Origin of the sequence: Anaerobacillus sp. 1_MG-2023, assembly GCF_030547345.1 — a bacterium.
Lineage (GTDB): Bacteria > Bacillota > Bacilli > Bacillales > Guptibacillaceae > Guptibacillus > Guptibacillus hwajinpoensis_B.
Genome location: NZ_JAUORD010000003.1, coordinates 120,133 through 146,871 on the forward strand (window position 1 = coordinate 120,133; position 26,739 = coordinate 146,871).

At 41.7% G+C, this 26,739-nt stretch carries 23 protein-coding genes; all 23 read left to right on the forward strand.

Features of this window, described 5'->3' with window-relative positions:
- Nucleotides 1-51: 51 nt before the first annotated feature.
- The 23 genes from lepB to Q4550_RS07070 all read left to right on the forward strand — a co-directional run bounded on the left by lepB (nt 52) and on the right by Q4550_RS07070 (nt 26,696).
- Nucleotides 52-615, forward strand: a complete 564-nt coding sequence (gene lepB / locus Q4550_RS06960; RefSeq protein ID WP_303531268.1) for a signal peptidase I — start codon at nt 52-54, stop codon at nt 613-615.
- 50 nt (nt 616-665) lie between these two features.
- The gene (ylqF, locus tag Q4550_RS06965; RefSeq protein ID WP_303531270.1) at nt 666-1,514 is read left to right on the forward strand and encodes a ribosome biogenesis GTPase YlqF; all 849 of its coding nucleotides are present in this window, start codon (nt 666-668) and stop codon (nt 1,512-1,514) included.
- Between the two features lie 51 nt (nt 1,515-1,565).
- On the forward strand, nt 1,566-2,345 hold the full coding sequence (locus Q4550_RS06970) for a ribonuclease HII (protein WP_303531271.1): 780 nt from the start codon (nt 1,566-1,568) through the stop codon (nt 2,343-2,345).
- 65 nt (nt 2,346-2,410) lie between these two features.
- Nucleotides 2,411-2,587 carry a hypothetical protein gene (locus Q4550_RS06975; protein WP_303531272.1) on the forward strand — a complete coding sequence of 59 codons (177 nt, stop codon included), beginning with the start codon at nt 2,411-2,413 and terminating at the stop codon, nt 2,585-2,587.
- A gap of 290 nt (nt 2,588-2,877) precedes the next feature.
- A complete protein-coding gene (sucC, locus tag Q4550_RS06980; protein ID WP_194221409.1) occupies nt 2,878-4,038 on the forward strand; it encodes an ADP-forming succinate--CoA ligase subunit beta in 1,161 nt (386 codons plus the stop codon).
- A 16-nt stretch (nt 4,039-4,054) separates the two neighbouring features.
- The gene (gene sucD, locus Q4550_RS06985; RefSeq protein WP_303531275.1) at nt 4,055-4,963 is read left to right on the forward strand and encodes a succinate--CoA ligase subunit alpha; all 909 of its coding nucleotides are present in this window, start codon (nt 4,055-4,057) and stop codon (nt 4,961-4,963) included.
- Between the two features lie 85 nt (nt 4,964-5,048).
- Complete coding sequence (gene dprA, locus Q4550_RS06990; RefSeq protein WP_303531277.1) at nt 5,049-5,945, forward strand: DNA-processing protein DprA; 897 nt, start codon at nt 5,049-5,051, stop codon at nt 5,943-5,945.
- Nucleotides 5,946-6,016: 71 nt separating this feature from the next.
- Nucleotides 6,017-8,089 (forward strand): type I DNA topoisomerase, encoded by a 2,073-nt coding sequence (gene topA, locus Q4550_RS06995; protein ID WP_303531279.1) that lies wholly within the window; start codon nt 6,017-6,019, stop codon nt 8,087-8,089.
- 15 nt (nt 8,090-8,104) lie between these two features.
- Nucleotides 8,105-9,409, forward strand: coding sequence for an FADH(2)-oxidizing methylenetetrahydrofolate--tRNA-(uracil(54)-C(5))-methyltransferase TrmFO (gene trmFO / locus Q4550_RS07000; RefSeq protein ID WP_303531281.1), 1,305 nt, complete (start codon nt 8,105-8,107; stop codon nt 9,407-9,409).
- 61 nt (nt 9,410-9,470) lie between these two features.
- On the forward strand, nt 9,471-10,379 hold the full coding sequence (xerC, locus tag Q4550_RS07005; protein WP_303531283.1) for a tyrosine recombinase XerC: 909 nt from the start codon (nt 9,471-9,473) through the stop codon (nt 10,377-10,379).
- Between the two features lie 17 nt (nt 10,380-10,396).
- On the forward strand, nt 10,397-10,936 hold the full coding sequence (hslV, locus tag Q4550_RS07010) for an ATP-dependent protease subunit HslV (RefSeq protein ID WP_303531285.1): 540 nt from the start codon (nt 10,397-10,399) through the stop codon (nt 10,934-10,936).
- A 30-nt stretch (nt 10,937-10,966) separates the two neighbouring features.
- Nucleotides 10,967-12,361, forward strand: a complete 1,395-nt coding sequence (gene hslU / locus Q4550_RS07015; RefSeq protein ID WP_303531286.1) for an ATP-dependent protease ATPase subunit HslU — start codon at nt 10,967-10,969, stop codon at nt 12,359-12,361.
- Nucleotides 12,362-12,382: 21 nt separating this feature from the next.
- Nucleotides 12,383-13,159, forward strand: a complete 777-nt coding sequence (gene codY, locus Q4550_RS07020) for a GTP-sensing pleiotropic transcriptional regulator CodY (protein WP_194221417.1) — start codon at nt 12,383-12,385, stop codon at nt 13,157-13,159.
- 297 nt (nt 13,160-13,456) lie between these two features.
- Complete coding sequence (gene rpsB / locus Q4550_RS07025; RefSeq protein ID WP_098443375.1) at nt 13,457-14,188, forward strand: 30S ribosomal protein S2; 732 nt, start codon at nt 13,457-13,459, stop codon at nt 14,186-14,188.
- A gap of 100 nt (nt 14,189-14,288) precedes the next feature.
- A complete protein-coding gene (tsf, locus tag Q4550_RS07030) occupies nt 14,289-15,170 on the forward strand; it encodes a translation elongation factor Ts (protein WP_194221418.1) in 882 nt (293 codons plus the stop codon).
- A gap of 73 nt (nt 15,171-15,243) precedes the next feature.
- Nucleotides 15,244-15,969 (forward strand): UMP kinase, encoded by a 726-nt coding sequence (gene pyrH / locus Q4550_RS07035; protein WP_194221419.1) that lies wholly within the window; start codon nt 15,244-15,246, stop codon nt 15,967-15,969.
- A 1-nt stretch (nt 15,970) separates the two neighbouring features.
- Nucleotides 15,971-16,528 (forward strand): ribosome recycling factor, encoded by a 558-nt coding sequence (gene frr, locus Q4550_RS07040; protein ID WP_194221420.1) that lies wholly within the window; start codon nt 15,971-15,973, stop codon nt 16,526-16,528.
- Between the two features lie 91 nt (nt 16,529-16,619).
- Nucleotides 16,620-17,387: an undecaprenyl pyrophosphate synthase gene (locus Q4550_RS07045; RefSeq protein ID WP_194221421.1), complete on the forward strand. Its 768-nt coding sequence runs from the start codon at nt 16,620-16,622 to the stop codon at nt 17,385-17,387.
- Between the two features lie 21 nt (nt 17,388-17,408).
- Nucleotides 17,409-18,215: a phosphatidate cytidylyltransferase gene (locus Q4550_RS07050; RefSeq protein WP_194221422.1), complete on the forward strand. Its 807-nt coding sequence runs from the start codon at nt 17,409-17,411 to the stop codon at nt 18,213-18,215.
- A gap of 31 nt (nt 18,216-18,246) precedes the next feature.
- Entirely contained in the window at nt 18,247-19,395 is a 1,149-nt protein-coding gene (dxr, locus tag Q4550_RS07055; RefSeq protein ID WP_303531288.1) for a 1-deoxy-D-xylulose-5-phosphate reductoisomerase, read from the forward strand.
- Between the two features lie 15 nt (nt 19,396-19,410).
- A complete protein-coding gene (rseP, locus tag Q4550_RS07060; protein WP_303531290.1) occupies nt 19,411-20,664 on the forward strand; it encodes an RIP metalloprotease RseP in 1,254 nt (417 codons plus the stop codon).
- Between the two features lie 42 nt (nt 20,665-20,706).
- The gene (locus Q4550_RS07065) at nt 20,707-22,326 is read left to right on the forward strand and encodes a proline--tRNA ligase (protein WP_303531292.1); all 1,620 of its coding nucleotides are present in this window, start codon (nt 20,707-20,709) and stop codon (nt 22,324-22,326) included.
- Between the two features lie 80 nt (nt 22,327-22,406).
- Complete coding sequence (locus tag Q4550_RS07070) at nt 22,407-26,696, forward strand: PolC-type DNA polymerase III (protein ID WP_303531293.1); 4,290 nt, start codon at nt 22,407-22,409, stop codon at nt 26,694-26,696.
- Nucleotides 26,697-26,739 lie beyond the last annotated feature (43 nt).

A 26,739-nucleotide genomic window follows, 5' to 3' on the forward strand; every position in this document is an offset into this window, starting at 1 on the left:
TAGAGGGGAAAGAAATAGGTAAAAAAGACCCTTTCATTAGGAGGAACGAGCATGAAAAGCACCAGATCAGCAGAGAAGAAAGATTCCTGGGAGTGGATACGTGCGCTCATCATTGCTTTTATACTAGCAGGAGCCGTTCGCTATTTTATTTTTGCTCCCATCGTTGTTGATGGCGAAAGCATGATGCCGACATTACAGGATCGTGATCGGATGATCGTGAACAAAATCAGCTATAATATTGGTGATGCTGAACGTTTCGATATCATTGTATTTGAGGCACCTGAAGGTAAAGATTATATTAAACGAGTGATTGGCCTTCCTGGAGATAAGGTGGAATACAAAGGCGATATGCTTTACGTAAATGGTGAAGCGGTTAAGGAGCCCTATCTAGAACCATATAAAGATGATTTGCTAGAAGGGAACTTAACGTACGATTTCGATTTAACTGGTGTAACTGGTGAAGCTACAGTTCCAGAAGGACAATTGTTTGTGATGGGGGACAATCGACAACATAGTAAAGATAGTCGTTCCATTGGCTTCGTTCCTGTTGAAAAAGTTGTCGGAGAAGCAAACGTTATTTTTTGGCCCTTAAATGATATACAAGTAATGGAGTGAGGATCTAGAATTTTTCGATACCTCATGATTTGAGAATAGGTGGAGATGGCATGACGATTCAATGGTTTCCCGGACATATGGCAAAAGCACGCCGGGAGATTACCGAGAAGCTTAAAATGATTGATGTTGTAATTGAACTAGTGGATGCACGCATCCCGCTTGCTTCAAGGAATCCGATGATTGATGAAATAGTTTCTTCAAAGCCAAGACTAATTTTGCTCAATAAAGCAGATATGGCGGATGATCAGAAAACAACTGAATGGAAACACTATTTTCAATCGCAAGGACATAAAGCATTGCCAATTGATTCGCAAACCGGTAAAGGCGTGAAAAGTATTCCTGCAGCAGCTAGAGAGCTGATGAGTGATAAGATTGACCGGATGATCGAGAAGGGCATGAAGCCGCGCGCGGTTCGGGCATTAATTTTAGGAATTCCTAACGTTGGGAAATCTACCTTGATCAACCGTTTAGCGGGGAAGAAAATTGCTAAAACAGGAGATCGACCAGGTATTACGAAAAAGCAGCAGTGGATCAAAGTAGGCGATGAAATGGACCTTCTCGACACGCCAGGTATTTTATGGCCTAAGTTTGAAGACCAGATAACCGGATATAAACTAGCTGCTACCGGAGCGATAAAAGATGAAATCCTGGATTTTCAGGATATTTCGGTGTATGTACTCAAATTCATGAGTGAATATTATCCTAACCGACTGAAGGATCGCTACCATCTTGAGGATATCCCTGAAGATGTTGTAGAGTTGTTTGATGAAATAGGGAAAAAACGTGGCTTTTTAATGAGTGGCGGCTGGATTGATTACGATAAAACAGCTGAGACCGTGCTACGTGAGCTTCGAAGTGGTAAATTAGGCGATGTGACACTTGAAACGCCAGAAAGGTAAGGCCATGAGCCTTACCTTTTTTAAATGAACTGAAGAGAAAGAGGAGATTAAATGAGTGAAAAACTAAAGTCAATTAAAGAAATTACCCAGATGTTGGAGCGAGGGCAATATACAAACGATGATTGGGAAGAATGGAAACAGGATACACGCAAAGGTGTGATGAGCTTAATTGCTAGAGAAGGAAAGAAAGAGCAAGAAAAATTGAAAATACTTCAAATGCATGAAGAGATGAGCGCCTTAGAAGCTCATTACAGAGAACAAGGTCGTTTTGCTATAGCAGGAGTCGATGAGGTAGGAAGAGGCCCTTTAGCAGGCCCTGTGGTTGCTTCAGCGGTCATATTAAACCCTGATCTACCTATACTTGGGCTACAGGATTCAAAAAAACTTTCTCGTGCGAAACTCAATGACTTATTTGATCAGATACATAAGGATGCTATTTCAATTGGAATTGGTGTTGTTAGTTCAAGCGAAATTGATGAATTAAATATTTATCAAGCAACCAAAAAAGCAATGCAACAAGCCGTTGAGGGATTGAACGTCCAAGCTGATTTCTTACTAGTGGATGCCATGCACATCCCACTACAAATCGATCAGGAATCGCTCATTAAAGGTGATTCGAGAAGTGTTAGTATTGCAGCAGCCTCAATCGTTGCGAAGGTAACACGTGACCGCATGATGGTAAAATTAGCAGAAACTTATCCACAATATGGATTTGAGCGACATGTGGGGTATGGAACGAAAGAACATCTCGCTGCTCTTGATCAATATGGTGTCACGGATGCACATCGGAAATCATTTGCTCCTGTAAGAGATCGCTTAGGCTTGCATTAAATTGTGTATGAATCGGCTGAAACAGTTGATACTATACCTATTCTAGTGTGAAGGAGCAATCATTTGTGAAAGATCCAGGACGTCCAGACAAAAACGACTCGTTTTATGAAGAAGCCGGAGAAGAATTTGGTGTTTACACACCTGCGGCTGCAAGAGAATTAACCATTACGGATCATAAAAAAAGAGAGCAAGAGAACTCACCAAAAAAAGCAGGAAGAGACGAACGAGAAGAGGGGAGATAGTCCCTCTTCTTTTTTTTGTAATTTTAGTCATCAATCTTGTTTCCTCAATAAAAAGTTGAAAGTTTCGTATGGCGTTGAGATTCATGCAACAAATTTTGTGAAAAATGGCAATGTTCACATCGGAAAAAGAGCGAAAGAATCGCTATACAGCTTCTTTACTGGATAAATTGGAACAATATTTGCAAGAAACAACAGAGACTTTATGCAAAAGGGTAGACAATCGGTGTGAATTTTCTATACAATGAAAACGTCGTCAAAGATTTGATTGACTAGGATAGGAGGATGAGAGAATGAATATCCATGAATATCAAGGAAAAGAAGTCCTAAGAAGCTACGGGGTATCAGTCCCTAATGGACAAGTCGCATACTCCGCGAAAGAAGCTGTGGACGTTGCAAAACAATTAGACAGCAAAGTTTACGTAGTAAAAGCACAAATCCACGCAGGTGGTCGAGGAAAAGCTGGCGGTGTTAAAATTGCCAAGAACCTTGAGGAAGTTCGTACATACGCTGAGGAGATCCTCGGAAAAACACTTGTTACTCATCAAACGGGACCAGAAGGCAAGGAAGTAAAGCGCTTACTTATTGAAGAAGGTTGCGATATTAAACAGGAATATTACGTTGGTCTAGTACTTGACCGTGTAACGTCACGAGTGGTCATGATGGCATCTGAAGAAGGCGGAACTGAAATTGAAGAAGTGGCTGAACACAGCCCAGAGAAAATCTTCAAAGAAGTGATCGATCCAGCTGTAGGTCTTCAGGGTTACCAGGCTAGAAGACTAGCATTTAATATTAATATCCCGAAAGAACAAATCAATAAAGCAGTGAAGTTTATGCTTGGCCTATACAAAGTTTTTGTAGAAAAAGATGCTTCAATTGCGGAAATCAATCCTCTTGTAACAACTGGGGATGGGAACGTAATGGCTCTTGATGCTAAATTAAACTTTGATCCAAATGCGCTTTATCGCCATAAAGATATCCTTGAACTTCGTGATCTTGATGAAGAGGATTCAAAGGAAATCGAAGCATCAAAATATGAACTTAGCTACATTGCCCTTGATGGTAATATCGGCTGCATGGTTAACGGTGCAGGGCTTGCTATGTCTACGATGGATATTATCAAGCATTACGGCGGCGATCCCGCTAACTTCCTTGACGTTGGGGGCGGCGCAACAGCTGAGAAAGTAACGGAAGCCTTCAAAATTATCTTATCAGACAAAAATGTTAAAGGTATTTATGTAAACATTTTTGGTGGGATCATGAAGTGTGACGTTATTGCTGAAGGTGTTGTAGAAGCTACGAAGCAAGTAGGCCTTGAAATTCCGCTTGTTGTTCGTCTTGAAGGCACAAATGTTGATCTTGGAAAGCAAATCCTGAAAGATTCTGGATTAAATATTACCGCTGCTGAGTCTATGGCTGACGGCGCGGAAAAAATCGTTTCATTAGTGAAGTAGAAAGGCGGGACTAGGAATGAGCGTATACATTAATCAAGATACAAAAGTCATCGTTCAAGGAATTACAGGATCAGTTGGTTTATTTCATACACAGCAAATGCTTGAGTATGGTACGAAAATTGTTGGTGGTGTAACGCCAGGTAAGGGCGGTACTGAAGTGGAAGGCGTTCCCGTATTTGATACAGTTGAGCAAGCTGTTCAAAAAACTGGCGCTAATGCTTCGGTCATCTATGTTCCGCCTGCTTTTGCAGCAGATGCGATCATGGAAGCGGTAGACGCTGAAATGGACCTTGCGATTTGTATTACGGAAGGTATTCCTGTCATCGATATGGTGAAGGTAAAGCGTTATATGGAAGGAAAGAAAACACGTCTTGTAGGACCGAACTGTCCTGGTGTGATAACTCCTGATGAATGTAAAATTGGTATTATGCCTGGCTACATTCACAAAAAAGGTCACGTAGGAGTGGTTTCTCGTTCTGGTACATTAACGTATGAAGCTGTTCATCAGCTTTCTGAATCAGGAATCGGTCAATCCACTGCTGTTGGAATCGGCGGAGATCCTGTTAACGGAACGAACTTTATCGATGTCTTGCAAGCTTTCAACGAAGATGAAGATACGTACGCCGTCATTATGATCGGCGAAATCGGTGGTACGGCAGAAGAAGAAGCGGCAGAATGGGTGAAAGCAAACATGACAAAGCCTGTCGTTGGATTTATCGGTGGCCAAACGGCACCTCCAGGAAAGCGCATGGGTCATGCGGGTGCAATTATTTCTGGCGGTAAAGGGACAGCTGACGAGAAGATCAAGACAATGGAGTCGTGCGGAATTAAAGTCGCACCTACACCTGCTGTAATGGGCGAAACGCTCATCTCTGTTCTTGAAGATAAAGGATTACTACAGAAGTGCACAACACATAAGGCTTAATGGTAATAGCTCCCGTTCGGGAGCTATTTCTCTTATACATAACGAGAAAATAATACATTTTAATGCTGATAGGGGAGAGGCATGGTTGAGAACGTTTAGAAGCCGGTTAATTCAGTTACATCAGTGCCGAGGAACTGACTGGAAAGTGCTGCGTTCATTTCTTACATTTGACCCAACGCTTCAAAGCATATATGATATGTCTGCTACTCAGTTAAGACAATTTCACATACCAGGAGAGCATGCGAGCTTATTATATGAAGATCTTCATATGAAGAAACCATGGAGGATTTCTCATATTAAAGCAGGGGAAATTCGGGCTATTACGAGATTTGACGAAGCATACCCTGAAAGGCTTTCGCATATTTATGATGCACCGTGGGTTATATATTGTATCGGTAACACCGCGCTTCTTAATCAACAACGAGCTCTTAGTGTCGTCGGGTCAAGAAATCATTCGCGTGATGCAGAAGCGATGATGAAACTTATTTTAACGCCAATCGTAACGAAAGGTTGGACGATCGTAAGTGGTCTTGCTCTCGGTGTTGATACTCTTGCACACCGGATCGCACTTGATCACGATGCAGGCACGATTGCCGTCCTTGGAAGCGGGTTTAAGCATATTTACCCTAAAGAAAATCAGCTACTTGCTTCAATTATTGCAAAAAACGGTCTTCTTCTTTCAGAATATCCACCAGATAGGGGACCAGAAAAACATCAGTTTCCTGAGCGGAATCGAATTATTAGCGGATTATCGCTTGGAACGTTTATTGTAGAAGCAAGAAAACGAAGTGGTTCGTTGATTACTGCTGATCAAGCGATGGATCAGGGACGAGAAGTTTTTTGCTTACCAGGCAGGATGACTGACTCGTACTTTGAAGGAACAAATCGACTTATTCAGCAGGGGGCTAAGCTAGTATTAGAAGCAAAAGATATACTTAATGAATTACCGAATTTTCATGAAAATGAAACTAGCACTATTTGACAAACGAGTTTTGACTATTTAATAATAAGGAAGATTTTAAAATTTACCTCAATGGGGGGAGGAAACGTATTGTGGCAGATTATCTAGTTATTGTTGAATCTCCCGCTAAAGCAAAAACAATTGAAAAATATTTAGGAAAGAAATATCAGGTGAAAGCCTCATTAGGTCATGTCATTGACCTGCCAAGAAGTCAGATGGGCGTTGATGTGGAAAACAACTATGCTCCTAAATATATAACAATACGCGGGAAAGGCCCTGTCCTTAAGGAAATTAAAGATGCAGCCAAAAAAGCGAAGAAAGTCTATCTCGCAGCTGACCCCGATCGCGAAGGGGAAGCGATTGCGTGGCATCTAGCTCACAGTTTGAAGATTGATGAGCAAACGGAATGCAGGGTCGTATTTAACGAAATTACAAAAGATGCGGTAAAGGATGCTTTCAAGCAGCCGAGACCAATTAACATGGATTTAGTGGATGCACAGCAAGCGCGTCGAGTACTTGACCGACTTGTTGGGTATAACATCAGTCCATTATTATGGAAAAAAGTGAAGAAAGGCCTAAGTGCTGGACGAGTTCAATCCGTTGCAGTTCGCCTTATTATTGAAAGAGAGAAAGAGATTCAGAATTTCCAGGCAGAAGAATATTGGAAAATCAAAGCTTCTTTCGAAAAAGATGGAGAGCAATTCGAAGCTGGTTTTTACGGAGTAGATGGAAAGAAAACAGATCTTCAATCACGTGAAGACGTCGACAACGTGTTAAAGCGCATTGAAGGGGATCAGTTTGAGATCAAATCCGTTCAAAAGAAAGAACGTAAGCGAAACCCAGCCCTCTCATTTACAACATCTTCTCTTCAACAAGAAGCAGCAAGAAAGTTAAACTTCCGAGCGAAGAAAACAATGATGCTTGCTCAGCAGCTTTACGAGGGGATTGCGATTGGTAAACAAGGTACAGTCGGTTTAATTACGTACATGAGAACTGACTCAACACGCATCTCTGAAACAGCGAAGGATGAAGCGAAGGAATACATTCAAGGTAAATATGGAGACACATACTTATCGGGTAAAAAGCCTGCTAAGAAGCAGTCAGGTAAATCACAAGATGCTCACGAAGCGGTTCGACCGACATCTGTTATGCGTGATCCTTCCGAGATGAAGGCTTACTTAAAGCGCGATCAGCTTCGTTTATACAAGCTCATCTGGGAGCGTTTTGTAGCCAGTCAGATGGCACCGGCTATTATGGACACGATGAGTGTAGATCTTGAGAACAACGGAACGATCTTCCGTGCGACTGGTTCTAAAGTGAAATTTAAAGGGTTTATGAAGGTGTACGTTGAAGGAAACGACGACAATAAAAAGGAAGAAGATAAAATGCTTCCTGACCTTGAAGAAGGCATGGATGTTTCTACATCAGAAATTGATCCATCTCAGCACTTCACACAGCCGCCGCCGAGATATTCAGAAGCTCGCCTCGTTAAAACAATGGAAGAGCTCGGTATAGGGCGCCCTTCTACTTACGCTCCTACGCTTGATACGATTCAACGTCGAGGGTATGTGGCGTTAGAAGATAAGAAATTTGTGCCAACTGAGCTCGGTGAAATTGTATTAGAGCTGATTTTGGAGTTCTTCCAGGATATCATCAACATTGAATTCACTGCGGGATTAGAAAATGATCTTGACAAAATTGAGGATGGCGATGCAGAATGGATTTCTGTCATCAATGAATTTTATCAAAACTTCGAAAAGCGGCTGAAGGTAGCCGAGGAAGAAATGAAGGAAGTCGAGATTAAAGATGAACCCGCTGGAGAAGATTGCGAGAAGTGTGGTTCACCTATGGTCATCAAAATGGGACGCTATGGGAAATTCATGGCTTGCTCAAACTTTCCTGATTGCCGTAATACAAAACCAATCCTTAAAGAAGTTGGTGTTACCTGTCCGAAGTGTAAAGAAGGTAATGTTGTAGAGCGAAAAAGTAAAAAGAACCGTCTTTTCTATGGTTGTGATCGTTTTCCGGAATGTGATTTTCTTTCATGGGATAAACCAATCAAAAGACCATGTCCTAAATGCGGTGATTTACTTGTCGAGAAGAAAACGAAGAAAAAGAAAGAAATCAAATGCGTAAACTGCGATTTCGTTGAAGAAGAAAACTAGTAAGGGGTTATGGCAATGAGTAAACATGTGACGGTAATCGGTGCCGGACTTGCTGGAAGTGAAGCAGCGTGGCAACTTGCAAAGCAAGGAGTGGACGTTCATCTCTATGAGATGCGTCCTAAGAAGCAAACGCCTGCTCACCATACCGATAAATTTGCTGAGCTAGTATGTAGTAACTCACTAAGAGCGAATACATTAACAAATGCAGTCGGCGTTTTAAAGGAAGAAATGCGTCGAATGGATTCAGTTATCATTAAGTCTGCTGACGAGTGTGCCGTTCCGGCTGGTGGTGCACTGGCTGTGGATCGTCATGAATTCGCTGCGAAGGTAACGGAGAATGTTAAAAACCATCCAAACGTAACGGTCTTTTCAGAGGAATGTACTAAAATCCCTGACGGCCCAACAATTATTGCAACAGGTCCGCTAACTTCTAAGGATCTTTCCGATCAGTTAAAGGCTTTAAGTGGAGAAGAGTACCTATACTTCTATGACGCTGCTGCTCCTATTATCGAAACGGAAAGTATTGATATGGAGAAAGTTTATAAGAAGTCACGCTATGATAAGGGAGAGGCAGCTTATTTAAACTGCCCAATGACGGAAGAGGAATTTAACACGTTCTATGAAGCACTTATTTCAGCTGAAACGGTTCCGCTTAAAGAATTTGAGAAGGAAATTTTCTTCGAAGGATGCATGCCAATTGAAGTAATGGCCCAGCGCGGGCAGAAGACGATGACGTTTGGTCCTCTTAAACCTGTAGGTCTTGAAGATCCTAGAACAGGAAAGCGTCCTTACGCTGTCGTTCAACTTAGGCAGGATAATGCTTCTGGTACACTGTATAACATTGTTGGTTTCCAAACGCACCTTAAATGGGGACCACAAAAAGAAGTGATTCGCTTAATTCCTGGACTTGAGAACGCGGACATCGTACGTTATGGCGTGATGCACCGGAATACGTTTATTAACTCACCGAACCTATTGAAAGCTACTTACCAATACAAAGATCGCGAGAATCTATTCTTTGCAGGTCAAATGACAGGTGTGGAAGGGTACGTAGAATCAGCAGCATCTGGACTAATTGCTGGATTTAACGCTGCTCGACTAATGAAGGATGAAGAGCCGCTAGTGTTCCCTGAAGAAACTGCGCTTGGTAGTTTAGCGAATTATATTACGACGGCTAATCCGGATAACTTCCAACCGATGAATGCTAACTTTGGTTTGTTCCCACCGCTTGAGACGCGAATTAAAGGCAAGAAAGAGCGTAATGAAACGATCGCTAATCGAGCGTTAGAAACAATTCAGAATTTTGTAAAAAGATTGTAAATTCCTATTGCTAAGGCTTCTAAATTGTGATACGATTTAGAAGCCTTTTGAGGTGATAACGATGAATAACAACCAACAAGCTCATATTCAATCATTTTCTGAGTATCTTCAGATTGAGAAGAATTGTTCACCACATACGATCTCAGGTTACTTACAGGACATTGAACATTTCAAGTCTTTTATGAAGCAGCAGACTATCGATGTCTTTGCTGCTGTTTCTTATGCAGATGTCAGAATTTATTTGACTGAGCTTCACGAGCGAGGTTACGCAAGAAAAACAGCAGCGAGAAAAATTTCAACGTTACGAAGCTTATATCGATTCCTTTTACGTGAAAACATCGTTGAGGTTAATCCTTTTACAATGAGCTCACTACCGAAGCAAGAGAAGCGCCTTCCGCAATTTTTGTATGAAAAAGAGCTCAATGTATTGTTTGATACGCCCGATACGTCGAAGCCGCTTGGTCAAAGAGACAGAGCTTTGCTCGAAGTATTGTACGGGTGTGGTATTCGCGTTAGTGAATGCGTTGCGCTTAATTTAGAAGACATTGATTTCGCGATTGGTACTATTTTTGTAATCGGTAAGGGACGTAAGGAAAGATATGTACCAATTGGTAGTTTCGCTATAGATGCAATAAAAGAGTATTTAGAGGATGGACGAGTAAAACTCGCTTCGTCCGGAAAAGAGCCGACAAAAGCCCTGTTTTTAAACTTTAGAGGTAGTCGCGTGACAGCAAGAGGCGTACGAACAATTTTAGATAAGATAGTGAAAGACGCTTCACTGCATGTACATATAAGTCCCCATGTGATGAGACACACATTCGCAACACATTTACTGAATGAAGGGGCAGACTTACGATCTGTTCAGGAGCTTTTAGGGCATTCCGATTTATCATCTACTCAGATCTATACCCATGTGACGGGAGATCGATTGCGAAATATATACATGAACCATCACCCAAGAGCTAAATAGCTCGGGAGGAGGAACTTATGGGAGACTTTCATTCAACGACGATATTTGCAGTACAGCATAATGGGGAGTGCGCAATGGCCGGTGATGGCCAGGTGACATTTGGCAATGCCGTAGTCATGAAACATACGGCTAAGAAAGTAAGAAGGTTATTTCATGGGAAGGTGATTGCTGGATTTGCAGGATCAGTTGCGGATGCATTCACTCTTTTTGAGAAATTCGAAAGCAAACTGGAAGAATTCGGCGGTAACCTTCAGCGTGCTGCTGTTGAACTCGCAAAAGAGTGGCGCAGTGACCGCGTACTAAGAAAGCTTGAAGCCATGTTAATCGTTATGAATCAGGATGAGCTTCTGCTTATCTCAGGTACTGGTGAAGTAATCGAACCTGATGATGGCATTCTTTCCATTGGTTCAGGTTCTAACTACGCACTTTCAGCTGGTAGAGCTCTTAAGCGATACAGTGATAACAAAACCGCTGAAGAAATTGCGCGGGCCTCTATGGAAATTGCATCAGAAATTTGCGTGTACACAAATGATCAAATTATCGTAGAAACCATTTAGTATATAAACTGTATCTTTGGAGGAGATCGTATGTCTAATCCATTAACACCGAGACAAATTGTTGAAAAGCTTGATCAGTATATTGTTGGTCAGAATGACGCGAAAAAGGCTGTTGCTGTGGCATTGAGAAATCGTTACCGTCGGGGTCTTTTAAGCGATAAACTGAGGGATGAAGTGAATCCGAAAAATATTTTAATGATTGGGCCAACAGGTGTTGGTAAAACAGAAATTGCGAGACGACTGGCTCGTCTTGTCAATGCTCCTTTTATTAAAGTAGAAGCAACGAAATTTACTGAAGTGGGTTATGTTGGCCGAGACGTGGAATCAATGGTTCGCGATCTCGTTGAAACATCAATCAGACTTGTCAAAGAAGATCGAATGGAACAGGTGAAGGGCAGAGCGGAAGAGAATGCGAATAAACGCATTGTGGAACTGCTCGTACCGTCTAATAAGAAGCAGACACAATACAAGAATCCGCTTGAAATGTTATTTGGTAATCAGGGGCAAGAAGAAACAAATACCCAGGCGAGTTCAGAAGATCAGTCGATTGCTTCAAGACGAAAGCAAATAGCACAACAGCTTGCGCTAGGTGAACTCGAAGATCGGATGATCACTGTTGAAGTGGAAGAACAAAACAATTCCATGATGGACATGTTCCAGGGAGCTGGCATGGAACAAATGGGTATGAACATGCAGGATATGCTCGGAAATATCATGCCTAAAAAGAAGAAAAAACGTAAGCTTCCCGTGTCAGAAGCACGAAAGGTCTTAACGCAGGATGAAGCAGCAAAACTTGTGGATATGGATGAAGTCGCACAGGATGCAGTTTCAAAGACGGAACAATCGGGTATCATCTTCATTGATGAAATTGACAAGGTCGCGGGGAAAAGTCAGCAGTCAGCTGATGTATCCAGAGAGGGCGTTCAAAGAGACATTTTGCCAATCGTAGAAGGTTCAACGGTAACAACGAAGTACGGTCCAGTGAAAACAGACCATATTTTGTTTATGGCCGCGGGGGCGTTTCACATGTCGAAACCATCTGATCTAATCCCTGAACTGCAAGGCAGGTTCCCAATCCGCGTTGAGTTATCAAGTTTAACCGTAGACGATTTTAGACGTATATTAACAGAGCCTGATAATGCTCTTGTGAAGCAATACACAGCATTATTAGAAACAGAAGGTATTAAAGTTGAATTTTCTGACGATGCTATTCTTAAAATTGCTACGATTGCAACCGAAGTGAATCAGGACACTGACAACATTGGCGCAAGAAGACTGCACACAATTTTAGAAAAGCTTCTTGAAGATCTTTCATTTGAAGCACCGGACATTAATCTAGACAGCATCACGATTACACCAGAGTATGTTGAGGAAAAGTTAGCTTCTATTGCGAAGAACCGTGACCTCAGCCAATACATCCTATAATACATGCAGGAGGACAAAACTATGAATTTACTTGAAAAAACAAGAAAAATTAATGGAATGCTACAAAAATCTGAGGGGCCAGTTAACTTTACAGACATGGCCGAAACACTACGTGACGTCATTATGGCGAACGTATATGTCGTAAGCCGCAGAGGTAAGCTGCTTGGAATCGCAATTAATCAAGAAATCGAAAACGAACGCATGAAGAAAATGTTTTCTGAGCGTCAGTTCCCTGAAGAATATACACAAAACCTGTTCAACATTGCAGAAACTTCTTCAAACCTTGATATCACAAGCGAGTACACAGCTTTCCCGGTAGAAAACCGCGACCTCTTCGAAAAAGGTCTTACAACAATTGTACCGATCGTTGGTGGTGGAAGCCGTCTTGGTACGCTCATCCTTTCACGTCTAAGCGATTCATTCTCAGATGATGATCTTCTATTAGCTGAATATGGCGCAACAGTAGTAGGAATGGAAATTCTTCATGAAAAAGCGGAAGAAATTGAAGAAGAAGCAAGAAACAAAGCGGTTGTACAAATGGCGATTTCTTCTCTTTCTTATAGTGAGCTTGAAGCAATCGAGCACATCTTTGAAGAACTTGAAGGCAATGAAGGACTTCTTGTTGCAAGTAAAATTGCTGACCGCGTAGGCATCACTCGCTCTGTTATCGTAAACGCTCTTCGTAAGCTTGAGAGTGCTGGTGTTATTGAGTCTCGTTCTCTAGGAATGAAAGGAACTTACATTAAAGTTCTTAACGATAAATTCCTTGTAGAGCTTTCAAAACTAAAGACACAGTAATTCAACTAAAGCTCCGAGAACTCTCGGAGCTTTTTTAATAGAATGTTGCTGATTTCAACAATCCTTTTGCAAACGATGGAGATGAATTCGAACCGTTTACGTCTACTATGAAAGTGAGTTTGTATAGGCATTCATGGAATTTAAGATTTAAACTTGCGACTTGTCACTTGATATGATATATTAATCAACGGTGTTAATCACACACGCTTGTTGATTTGGAAAGTGGTGCTGCAGACGCAGTTTTTTCCGAAATAGATGCAAGCGGAGGATAAAAAAACCATTAGGAGGAACACAATCATGGCAGTAATCTCTATGAAACAGCTTCTTGAAGCTGGGGTACACTTCGGTCATCAGACTCGTCGTTGGAACCCGAAAATGAAACCTTATATCTTCACTGAAAGAAACGGTATCTATATTATCGATCTTCAAAAAACAGTGAAGAAAGTCGAAGAAGCTTATAACTTCGTTCGTGACATCGCTCAGGACGGTGGTAAAGTTCTTTTCGTAGGTACAAAAAAGCAAGCGCAAGATTCCGTTAAGGATGAAGCGATCCGTGCTGGTCAATACTACATCAACCAACGCTGGTTGGGTGGAACGCTTACGAACTTTGAAACTATTCAAAAGCGTATTAACCGCCTGAAGAGCCTTGAGAAGATGCAAGAAGACGGTACTTTTGAAGTACTACCTAAGAAAGAAGTTATGCTTCTTAAAAAAGAAATGGATCGCCTTGAAAGATTCCTTGGTGGTATTAAAGATATGAACGGCGTTCCAGACGCAATGTTCGTAATCGATCCTCGTAAAGAGCGTATTGCTATTGCTGAGGCTCGTAAGCTTAATATCCCAATCGTTGCGATCGTGGATACAAACTGTGATCCAGATGAGATCGACTATATTATCCCTGGTAACGACGATGCAATCCGCGCTGTGAAACTTCTTACTGCTAAAATGGCTGACGCTGTTATCGAAGTTAGCAAAGTAGAAGAAGAAGCAGAAGTTGAAGCGGTAGAAACTGAAGAAACATCTGTATAAGAACACAAAGGGGTGATAAAGGGGAACTCTAACCCCTTTATCACCTTTTTTTAACCCAAAAGGGTATGATTACATATCATAATTCAAGGAGGAATTACTAATGGCAGTAACAGCTCAAATGGTAAAAGAATTGCGTGCACAAACTGGTGCAGGTATGATGGATTGCAAAAAAGCTCTAACAGAAAACGACGGTGACATGGACAAAGCAATCGACTGGCTTCGTGAGAAAGGTATCTCTAAAGCAGCTAAGAAAGCTGACCGCGTAGCAGCTGAAGGTCTTGCGACGATCGCTGTTGAAGGAAACAAAGCAGTAATTGCTGAAATCAACTCTGAAACTGACTTCGTTTCAAAGAACGAAAGCTTCATTTCACTAATCAATGATATTTCGCATCACCTCCTTAAAACGAATCCTGAGTCTGTGGACGCAGCTCTTGAAAGCAAAATGGAAAACGGACAAACCGTTACTGAATTCTTAAACGACAAAATCGCTAAAATCGGCGAGAAGATTTCTCTTCGTCGTTTCCAAATCATTGAGAAAACTGACGCTGACGCATTCGGCGCATACCTACACATGGGTGGACGCATTGGTGTTCTAACACTTCTTGAAGGCACAACTGACGAAGAAGTTGCGAAAGACGTTGCTATGCACACTGCAGCAGTTAACCCTCGTTTCGTATCTCGTGATGCTGTTCCAGCTGAAGAAGTTGAACGTGAGCGCGAAGTATTGAAGCAACAGGCTCTTAACGAAGGTAAGCCAGAGAAAATTGTTGAGAAAATGGTAGAAGGCCGTATCAACAAATTCTTCGAAGAAATTTCTCTAGTTGATCAGCCGTTTGTTAAAGACACTGATCAAAAAGTTGGTAAGTACGTTGAATCTAAAGGCGCTACTGTAAAAGGCTTCATCCGCTACGAAGTTGGCGAAGGCATGGAGAAACGTGAAGATAACTTCGCTGAAGAAGTTATGTCTCAAGTGAAGAAGTAAAACAATGATAGGGAACACGTTGTGTTCCCTATTTTTCAAGAACAAATACTGATAAACATGCTGGAGGGTTAAAATGAGCGGAGCCAAGTATGAACGCGTTGTGTTAAAATTAAGCGGAGAAGCTTTGTCGGGTGGAGAAGGTCAAGGGATTTCACCGACAATCGTACAGTCAATCGCATCTCAAGTGAAGGAAATTCACGAAATGGGTGTGGAAGTGGCTGTCGTCGTTGGCGGAGGAAACATCTGGCGTGGTAAAGTAGGCAGTGAGATGGGAATGGACCGTGCTACTGCTGATTATATGGGGATGCTTGCAACAGTGATGAATTCACTAGCAATGCAGGATAGCCTTGAGAATATTGGAGTTGAGACGCGTGTTCAAACTTCAATTGAAATGAGGCAGGTAGCTGAGCCATATATTCGTCGTAAAGCGATTCGACACCTTGAGAAAAAACGCGTTGTCATTTTTGCGGCTGGTACTGGTAATCCATACTTCTCAACAGATACGACTGCTGCATTGCGTGCGGCAGAAATTGAAGCAGATGTTATTTTAATGGCGAAGAACAACGTAGACGGGGTTTACACAGCCGATCCTACAGTTGACGCTACTGCGAAGAAGTATGACACCCTATCTTACCTTGATGTACTTAAGGAAGGCTTAGCTGTAATGGACTCCACAGCTTCTTCACTTTGTATGGATAATGACATTCCACTTGTTGTCTTTTCCATTATGGAAGAAGGAAACATTAAGCGCGCCATTTGCGGCGAAGAAATTGGAACAGTTGTAAAGGGGAGAAATTAAGATGACGAAAGAAATCTTGAAAAACGCTGAAGAACGTATGCAGAATGGAATCTCAAGCTTAAAGCGTGAGCTAGCAACACTAAGAGCTGGAAGAGCAAACGCTTCTCTACTTGATAAAATTCAAGTTGACTACTACGGTGCTCCAACACCAGTTAACCAGCTTGCTGGTATTTCTGTTCCGGAAGCACGTATGCTACTAATCCAACCTTATGATAAAACTTCAATTGGCGAGATCGAAAAAGCAATTCTTAAATCAGATCTTGGCCTAACACCTTCTAATGATGGGAATGTTATTCGTCTAACGATTCCAGCTCTAACAGAAGAGCGTCGTAAAGATCTTGTGAAACTCGTTAAGAAGTATGCTGAAGAAGGCAAAGTTGTGCTTCGCAACATTCGCCGAGATGCAAATGATGAGTTAAAGAAACAAGAAAAAGATGGCGATATTACAGAAGACGAGCTTCGCCGCGGCAATGACGATGTGCAAAAGCTTACTGACAAGTATGTAGCTGAAGCTGACAGTGTTGCGACTGATAAAGAAAAAGAAATCATGGAAGTCTAATTCAATAACATGTAAAATAAGATAATAAAAGGACCCTCTTTTCCCACAGGGGGTTTTTTTGTTAAGTAAGTGACACAATGGAGGATTTGCAATGCTTGGGAAGTTCTCGAACTGGATGAGAAAGAATGAAGATGAGGAACATTTAGAAATTAACACATCTGCAAATATCCCAGGACATATTGCGATCATTATGGATGGCAATGGACGCTGGGCGAAGAAGCGAGGTCTCCCGCGTGTGGCTGGCCACCGTGAAGGCGTTAAGGTTGTAAAAAAAATCGTAAGAAAGGCGAATGACCTGGGTGTTCAATATTTAACCCTGTATGCCTTTTCGACCGAGAATTGGAAACGACCAAAGGAAGAAGTAGACTTTTTAATGAAGCTCCCTGAGCAATTTCTACTTAGCCACCTGCCAGAATTGATCGAGCAGAACGTTCAAGTTAGAATTATGGGAGAACGAGAACAGCTGCCCCCCCATACGTTCAAAGCCATAAGCAAGGCAGTGAAAGAGACGAAGGACAATACCGGACTCATTCTTAACTTCGCGCTTAACTATGGTAGCCGTCATGAAATGAAAACAGCGATGCAGCGGTTATTAAGTGATGTAAGAAAGGGGATACTGACGGAAGAAGAGATTACGGAAGAGAAGATTTCTTCGTATTTACTCAGTAGCCAGTACCCGGACCCGGATTTATTAATAAGGACAAGCGGAGAAATTCGCTTAAGTAACTTTATGCTCTGGCAGTTAGCTTATACGGAACTTTGGTTTACGGAAGTTCTTTGGCCTGATTTTACAGAGCACCATTTTATTGAGGCCGTACAGGAATACCAGCGAAGAGGAAGACGTTACGGCGGGGTGTAAGTGTAGGAGGACATTAACGTAATGAAACAACGTGTTATTACGGGTGTGATTTTTGGCGCCCTTTTGTTAGGAATGATTATTGTAGGAGACTGGCCATTTATCATTTTGATGGCGCTTGTTGCCACTGTTGGAATGGTCGAACTGTTACTAATGAAGAAAATCACATTGGTTTCACTTCCTGGATTACTTGCTATCGTCGGAACGTGGATTCTTGTTATGCCTGACGACTGGATTGCGTCATTGACGTCGTCTGTATTCACCAAGATTGACCTCTTGTTCTTCGGTTTGCTTATTTTGCTTGCTATGACTGTCCTTACGAAGAATAAGTATAGTTTTGATGAAAGTTCATTTATTATGATGGCTTCATTATATGTCGGTCTAGGTTTCTATTATTTTACAGCGACACGGTACCTGGGAGAAAATAATTTAGATGGTATGATTCATTTATTTTTCATTATTTTTCTTATATGGGCGTCTGACTCTGGTGCATATTTTGTAGGACGATCGCTCGGAAGGAAAAAGCTATGGCCGCATATATCTCCAAACAAAACGGTTGAAGGTGCAGTTGGCGGCGTTGTAATGGCAGTTCTTGTTGGCGTTGTTTTTCAATTGATTTATCCGGTGTATGATTCCATGATAGTTGTTTTGATCGTCTCCGTTCTAACTTCTGTTTTTGGACAGATAGGTGACCTTGTTGAATCAGCATTCAAGCGTCATTACGGAGTGAAGGATTCAGGCAGTATCTTGCCAGGGCACGGAGGGATACTTGATCGATTTGATAGTCTAATATTCGTTCTCCCTCTTCTGCATTTACTTAACCTGGTTTGATGAAACAGAGTAGATTGGAGGAACGGGTCGTTTGAAGAAAATAAGCTTATTGGGAGCATCTGGTTCAATCGGTATTCAGACTCTCGACATTGTGAGAATGCACCCTGACATGTTTTCCCTTGTAGCTGTTTCAGTAGGGAAAAATGTTCAAAAAGCGGTGGAAATAGCAGAGGAATTTAAGCCAAAGCTATTATCTGTTCAAAAGAAAGAAGATGCTGACTCACTCAGAAGAACAATTTCAAGAAAGACAAAGATTGTCTATGGAGATGAAGGATTGCTAGAAGTAGCCTGTCATCACGATTCAACCGTTCTTGTAAATGCTATTCTCGGCAGTATCGGACTTTCTCCGACCCTTTCAGCGATTGAACAGGGAAAAACGATTGCTATTGCAAATAAAGAAACGCTTGTAACTGCTGGGCATCTCGTAACAGAGGCAGCCAAACGACATGGATCTGCCCTTCTGCCAGTAGATAGCGAACATTCAGCATTGTTTCAATGCTTGAATGGTGAAAAACAAGATCAAATGGAGCGCCTCATTCTTACAGCATCAGGTGGAAGCTTCCGTGATAAAACACGTGAAGAACTTGTAGGAGTTAGTGTGAATGATGCCTTAAATCATCCGAACTGGTCAATGGGTGCTAAAATTACCATTGATTCAGCTACAATGATGAATAAAGGCCTTGAAGTGATTGAAGCGCACTGGCTGTTTGGTACACCTTATGATCAGATTGATGTATTGCTTCATAAAGAAAGTATTATTCACTCGATGGTAGAGTACATAGACGGTAGTGTCATGGCCCATCTAGGTACTCCGGATATGCGAATTCCAATTCAGTATGCACTTAGCTATCCTGATCGACTTGAAATCAGAAATGCAAAACGGTTAAACTTATGGGAAGTTGGTAAATTACATTTTGAGAAGGTTGATTACGACCGCTTCCGCGCATTAAAGTTAGCTTATGAAGCTGGCCGCGCCGGTGGTTCACTCCCAGCCGTCATGAATGCGGCAAACGAAACGGCCGTTGCAGCATTTCTGGAGGGAAAGATCGATTTCTTAACGATCGAAGAGCTCGTAGAACAGGCGATGGAAAACCACAATATCGTTCAAAATGCATCGCTTGAAGATATTCTTGCTGTAGATTCTGAAACAAGATTACGAGTTCAGTCATTAATTAAATAAAGGTGGTAAGTGGATATGAATACTGTGATTTCGATCATTATCATATTCGGAGCACTTGTCTTTTTCCATGAATTGGGTCACTTGCTCCTGGCAAAACGTGCAGGAATCTTGTGCCGAGAATTCGCCATAGGCTTCGGACCGAAAATTTTCACAATCAAGAAAGGTGAGACGGTTTATACGATCAGACTTCTGCCGCTCGGTGGATTTGTTCGAATGGCCGGCGAGGATCCTGAAATGATTGAATTGAAACCTGGACAGCGTGTTGGGCTTCTGTTTAATGATCAAAATAAAGTTGAAAAGATTGTTATCAATCAAAAATCAGCTTACCCTAATTTAAAAGAAGTAACGGTTGAAGAAGCCGACCTAGAGCGTGGGCTTTATATTAAAGGATACGAAGACGAAGATGAACCAGCTACGGTATTCTCAATTGATGAAACATCTCATTATGTGATGGATGGATCTGAGTTTCAGATCGCGCCGTTTGATCGTCAATTCGGTTCAAAGTCGCTTTGGGACCGTTTCCTGGCTATTTTTGCTGGACCAGTAATGAACTTCTTACTTGCGATCGTTATTTTTATCACGCTAGGCTTATTACAAGGGACGCCAACGAGCCAGGTTAAGGAAGTCGTTGAAGGTAGTCCTGCTGAGCAAGCCGGTATGATGAATGGTGATGTTATAACTGAGATTAATGGGACTGAAATAACAGGCTGGAATAAGATGACGTCTATTATTCAGGATAACGCAAATAATCAACTAGGATTTAAAGTAGATCGCGAAGGTGAATCGGTCTCTTTATCCATTACTCCAGAAAAACAAGAGCTTTCTGAAAATCAATCTGTTGGTCGTATTGGGGTATCCCCAGAATATCAAGTGGATTTCTTAGACTCTATCGTTTTTGGTTTTACATCAACGTATGAATTCGGAAAGGCCATATTCGTAGGACTTGGCCAGCTTGTAACGGGGCAGCTTTCCATCGATGCTTTCTCAGGACCAGTAGGAATTTATAGTTACACAGAAGAAGCTGCGTCTGGAGGGCTCTATGTTCTCATGAGATGGGCTGGTTTCTTAAGTATTAACCTTGGTATTTTTAACTTATTGCCACTTCCTGCGCTTGATGGAGGAAGACTACTATTCATCGGTGTGGAAGCGTTACGTGGCAAGCCAATTGATCCGCAAAAGGAAAGCTTAGTTCACTTTATTGGCTTTTCGTTTCTCATGTTACTCATGCTAGTAGTGACATGGAATGATATCCAACGCTTCTTCCTATAGGAGCCACGGGACCCGTTTTAAGAATGAAATGAGGTGCAGTAGATGAAACAATCTAAATATTTTAATCCAACCCTTCGAGATAATCCAGCTGATGCCGAAATTAAAAGTCATCAGCTCCTTGTCAGAGCGGGTTTTATACGTCAAAATGCTTCAGGTATTTATTCATACCTACCATTAGGAAAGAAAGTACTAATAAAAATTGAAGAAGTCATTCGAAAAGAGCTTGATGAAACTGGTGCACAGGAATTATTGATGCCAGCGATTCAACCTGCTGAGCTATGGCAGGAAACGGGGCGATGGGACGTTTACGGTCCTGAGCTAATGAGACTAAAGGATCGCCACGGTAGACCTTTTGCTCTCGGTGCTACTCATGAAGAGTTAATTACAAGTCTTGTTCGTGATGAGTTGAAATCGTACAAGCAACTGCCGGTGACTCTTTATCAAATTCAAACAAAGTATCGTGATGAGCGTCGTCCACGCTTTGGTTTGCTTCGAGGAAGAGAGTTTATTATGAAAGATGCCTACTCTTTCCATTCTTCTGAAGAACAGCTTGATGAAGCCTACAATGATATGCATAGTGCTTATAGTCGAATCTTTAGTACCCTGGGCTTGAATTTCCGTCCTGTTGTGGCTGATTCGGGTGCAATGGGTGGTAAAGATACAGAAGAATTTATGGCATTATCTAGCGTTGGGGAAGATACGATCGCATATAGTGATTCTTCAGATTACGCGGCGAATATTGAAATGGCAGAAGTTCATGTAGCGTATCAGAAATCGGACGAGCCAGAGGCACCTTTAACTAAAGGGGAGGGCGAGGCTTCGTTAGAACGCCAGATACGCACTTCTCTTATAAAGGTAGAAGATGAGACCGTTCTTGTTCTTGTAAGAGGGGATCATGAATTAAATGACATCAAGGTTAAGCACCTATTCGCAACGGATATGGTAGAAGTCTTGAATGAAGAAGTTGATGTGAAAGAATTTAACGGCAAGGTTATTGCAGACAATGCAGTTAAAGCCCTCGTCAACGGATCAATTAGTGGTAAACATGCTTATCAGAATGTTAATCCAGATCGAGATCTTTCCGTTACAAGTTATGAAGACCTTCGTTTTATTCAAGAAGGAGATCCTTCTCCAGATGGCAATGGAACGATTGTTTTTGCGGAAGGCATTGAAATTGGCCAGGTGTTTAAGCTAGGAACTAAATATAGTGAAACAATGGGCGCATCTTATCTTGATGAAGGTGGGAAAGCTAAGCCTATTATGATGGGTTGTTATGGGATCGGCGTTTCACGAACGCTTGCAGCGATCGCTGAGCAAAATGCAGATGACAATGGGCTGAAATGGCCTCTTGCTGTAACGCCATTTCATGTTCACTTGATTACAATCAACGTGAAAGATGCTGATCAGACAGCTCTATCAGATCGTCTATATGAATCTCTACAGAATGAGCGTTACGATGTTCTATATGATGATCGAAAAGAGCGTGCAGGTGTGAAGTTTAAAGATGCGGATCTCGTTGGTCTTCCATTACGCGTAATCGTTGGTAAGAAAGCAAACGATGAGATCGTGGAAGTGAAGCGAAGAGATACTGGAGAGTCAATTGAAGTATCAGTTGATAACTTGAACGAGACAATCCAGCAGCTTTTAACACAAATGAACTAAAATTGTGGATAGGTGCCAGTGGTACCTTCCACCTTTTTTTTCGTTGCCTTTACGCATTTTTAAGAAGGAGGAACAATTGAATGGACCAGGATTTAAACATAAGAAAAGAACGTCTCCAACTGCTCCTTCAACAAATATCGATTCCTGATAAATTCGTTGATTATTTTAGAGATGGGTACATTTCGAAATTAACTGTATACAAAGAAACGAGAAAATGGCATTTTGACTTTCATTTTCCAGACGTTCTTCCGTTTCATGTATATGAACTATTTCGCAGTCGTCTGCAAGATGGATTAAAGCACATCGCTACAGTGACTTACGGAATCTCCACAGATAGTGGAGGAAATGAAGAATTAGCAATGGCGTACTGGGACAATGTCGCTGAACTGATGAAAGAGCATTCCGCATCCCTAACAGCTGTATTGAAAAGTCAAACGCCTAAAATAAGTGGAAATAAGCTTATTGTAACGGTTCGTAATGAAACGGAAGCTGCAATCGCAAGACGAAAGCTATCTGGTCCTTTGTCAGAGTGTTATACGCACGCTGGATTTCCGAAGTACGTGCTTGAAGTAGAAGTTAAGGCTTCTGAACAGGATTATCAAAAATTTGTTGAACAAAAACAACAAGAAGATCAATCTAAGATGATGGAAGCCTTGATTGAAAAAGAAAAGGCAGATAAATCTTCAAGTAAAAACGTTCCAGATTCTCTTGTCATTGGTTACAAGATCAAAGAAGATCCAGTACCAATCGAAACTATTCAGGACGAAGAACGACGCATTGCTGTTCAAGGTTATGTCTTCCATGCTGAAACGAAAGAGCTTAGAAGTGGACGAACGCTATTAACGTTTAAAATAACGGATTACACGGATTCAATCCTTGTAAAGATGTTCTCCCGTGATAAAGAAGATGTTCCAATTCTAGAAGCAGTAAGAAAAGGAATATGGGTGAAAGTACGCGGCGGGATTCAGAACGACACATTTGTGCGCGACCTTGTCATGATCGGTAATGATTTGACAGAGATTAAGCCAGAGCTACGTGTAGATGAAGCGCCTGAGGATGAAAAGCGTATTGAGCTACATGCTCACACGCAAATGAGTCAAATGGACTCCGTCAGCTCAACAGGTGAACTGATTTCACAAGCAGCCAAATGGGGACATCCTGCTATCGCCATTACGGATCATAATGTTGTACAGTCATTTCCCGATGCGTATGCAGCAGGACAAAAGAACGATATAAAAGTCATCTATGGTTTAGAAGCAGACCTTGTCGATGATGGGGTACCGATGGCCTACAATGAAGCTAATCGTGACCTTGAAACGGGCACTTATATTGTTTTTGACGTGGAAACAACCGGACTTTCGGCTGTTTATAATAAAATTATCGAGTTAGCAGCAGTGAAATTGAAAGATGGAGAAATCGTTGATAAGTTTGAGCGATTTGCTAATCCGCATCATCCTTTATCCTCAACAACCATTGAACTAACGGGGATCACAGACGATATGGTTATGAACGCCCCTGAAATTGAAGACGTCTTAAAAGACTTCCACGAATTCATGGGAGATGATATTCTAGTTGCTCACAATGCTAGCTTTGATATGGGCTTCTTGAATGTAGGGTTACGTAATATTGGGTTAGGAGAAGCAACAAATCCAGTAATTGATACTCTTGAGCTTGCTCGTTTTCTATATCCGGAAATGCGAAACCATCGCTTAAATACGCTTTGTAAAAAGTTTGATATCGACCTTACTCAGCACCATAGAGCGATTTATGATGCGGAAGCAACAGGGTATTTATTGTGGAAATTGGTGAAAGATGCACTTGAGCGTGAAATTACAAACCATAATATGCTGAATGATAATATGGGGCAAACTGGTTTCCAACGTACGCGTCCATCGCACACGATCATATTGGCGCAAAATGACGTAGGTTTAAAAAACTTGTTCAAGCTCGTTTCCCTTTCTCACATTGATTACTTCTACCGAACTGCACGTATTCCTCGTTCTAAGCTTGAGAAATACCGCGAAGGTCTGCTGATTGGTTCAGGCTGTGACAAGGGTGAAGTTTTTGAAGGGATGATGCAAAAGTCACCTGAAGAAGTGGAGGACATCGCGAAATTTTATGACTATCTGGAAGTGCAGCCGCCACAAAATTACATGCATTTAATCGAGAAAGAACTTGTTCAAGATGAAATGGCGTTGCGTGAAATTATTGGTAAGATTGTAAAGCTTGGTGAGAAGCTAAATAAGCCAGTCGTTGCTACTGGTAATGTTCATTATCTCGAGCCAGAGGATCATATTTATCGTAAAATTCTTATTAAAGCACAGGCGGGTAACCCATTAAATCGCCAAACGTTACCTCAGGTTCATTTTAGAACGACGAACGAAATGCTTGATTGCTTCCATTTTCTTGGGGCAGATAAAGCGAAGGAAATTGTCGTACAAAAACCACAGCAAGTAGCCGACATGATCGATGATATTAAACCGATCAAAGATGATCTATTCACACCTCGAATTGAAGGTGCCGATGAAGAAATGCGTGAGATGAGCTATAACATGGCTCGAAGCATTTATGGTGATGAACTGCCAACAATAGTGGAAGAGAGACTTGAAAAAGAACTAAAAAGTATTATTGGCCATGGATTCGCCGTTATCTACTTGATTTCTCATAAGCTAGTTAAGAAGTCACTAAACGACGGCTATCTCGTTGGTTCACGTGGGTCTGTAGGGTCTTCATTTGTTGCCACTATGACTGAAATTACTGAAGTGAACCCATTACCACCTCATTATGTTTGTCCATCTTGTAAGAAGTCACAGTTCTTTGATGACGGTTCTGTAGGATCAGGGTTCGATCTTCCAGACAAATCATGCGAAGATTGCGATGTACCTCTTACAAAAGACGGACATGATATACCGTTTGAGACGTTTCTTGGGTTTAAAGGTGATAAAGTACCCGATATTGATTTGAACTTCTCAGGGGAATATCAGCCCCGAGCCCATAATTATACGAAGGAACTGTTTGGAGAAGACAATGTATTCCGAGCAGGAACAATCGGTACAGTCGCTGAGAAGACGGCGTACGGTTATGTAAAAGGGTATATGGGAGACCATGACCTTCACTATCGAGGGGCTGAAATTGATCGTCTCGTTTCGGGGTGCACAGGAGTAAAACGTACTTCTGGGCAGCACCCGGGTGGTATTATCGTAGTACCTGATTATATGGACATTTACGATTTTTCACCTATTCAGTTCCCAGCAGATGATAAAACATCCGCATGGAAAACCACCCATTTTGATTTCCATTCGATCCACGATAATCTATTGAAGCTTGATATACTTGGGCACGATGATCCTACGGTTATTCGTATGCTTCAAGATTTAAGTGGAATTGATCCGAAAACCATCCCAACAGACGACGCTGAAGTGATGAAGCTCTTTAGTGGAACGGAATCACTTGGAGTGACACAGGATCAAATTATGTGTAAAACAGGAACTTACGGAATCCCAGAATTCGGAACACGATTCGTTCGTCAAATGCTAGAAGATACGAAACCTAGTACATTTTCTGAGCTCGTTCAGATTTCAGGTCTTTCCCACGGTACTGATGTGTGGTTAGGTAATGCACAGGAATTGATTCAAGCTGGTACTTGTAACCTTAGTGAAGTAATTGGTTGTCGTGATGACATTATGGTTTATTTGATCTACAAAGGCCTTGACCCGTCCCTTGCATTTAAAATTATGGAGTTTGTGCGAAAAGGGAAAGGATTGCAAGAAGAGTGGGTAGCTGAAATGAAGAAACATGATGTGCCAGACTGGTACATTGATTCGTGCTTGAAGATCAAGTATATGTTCCCGAAAGCTCACGCAGCAGCATATGTGTTAATGGCTGTTCGGATCGCTTACTTCAAAGTTCACCATCCAATTCTTTTCTATGCAGCATACTTTACCGTAAGAGCCGATGACTTTGACATTGATACGATGGCCAAAGGATCCAACGCGATTCGCGCAAAAATCGAAGAAATCAATGAAAAGGGACTTGATGCTTCACCGAAAGAGAAAAACCTATTAACCGTGATGGAGATTGCGCTTGAAATGTCAGAACGTGGCCTCCGGATGCAGAAAGTAGATCTTTATAGATCAAAAGCGGCTGAATTCGTAGTCGATGGAGATTCGCTCATTCCTCCATTTAACTCTCTTCCGGGAGTAGGGACGAACGCAGCGATCAATATTGAAAACTCCAAAGAAGCCGGTGAATTTTTATCAAAAGAGGATTTACAGCAGCGAAGCAAGATTTCAAAGACTGTACTTGAGTACTTGGATGATCATGGATGTCTTGAAGGACTTCCAGATGCTAATCAACTCAGCTTATTCTAATGAGGCGCCTTCGCTTCTCTGTTGAATTGGTTATATGAGTATG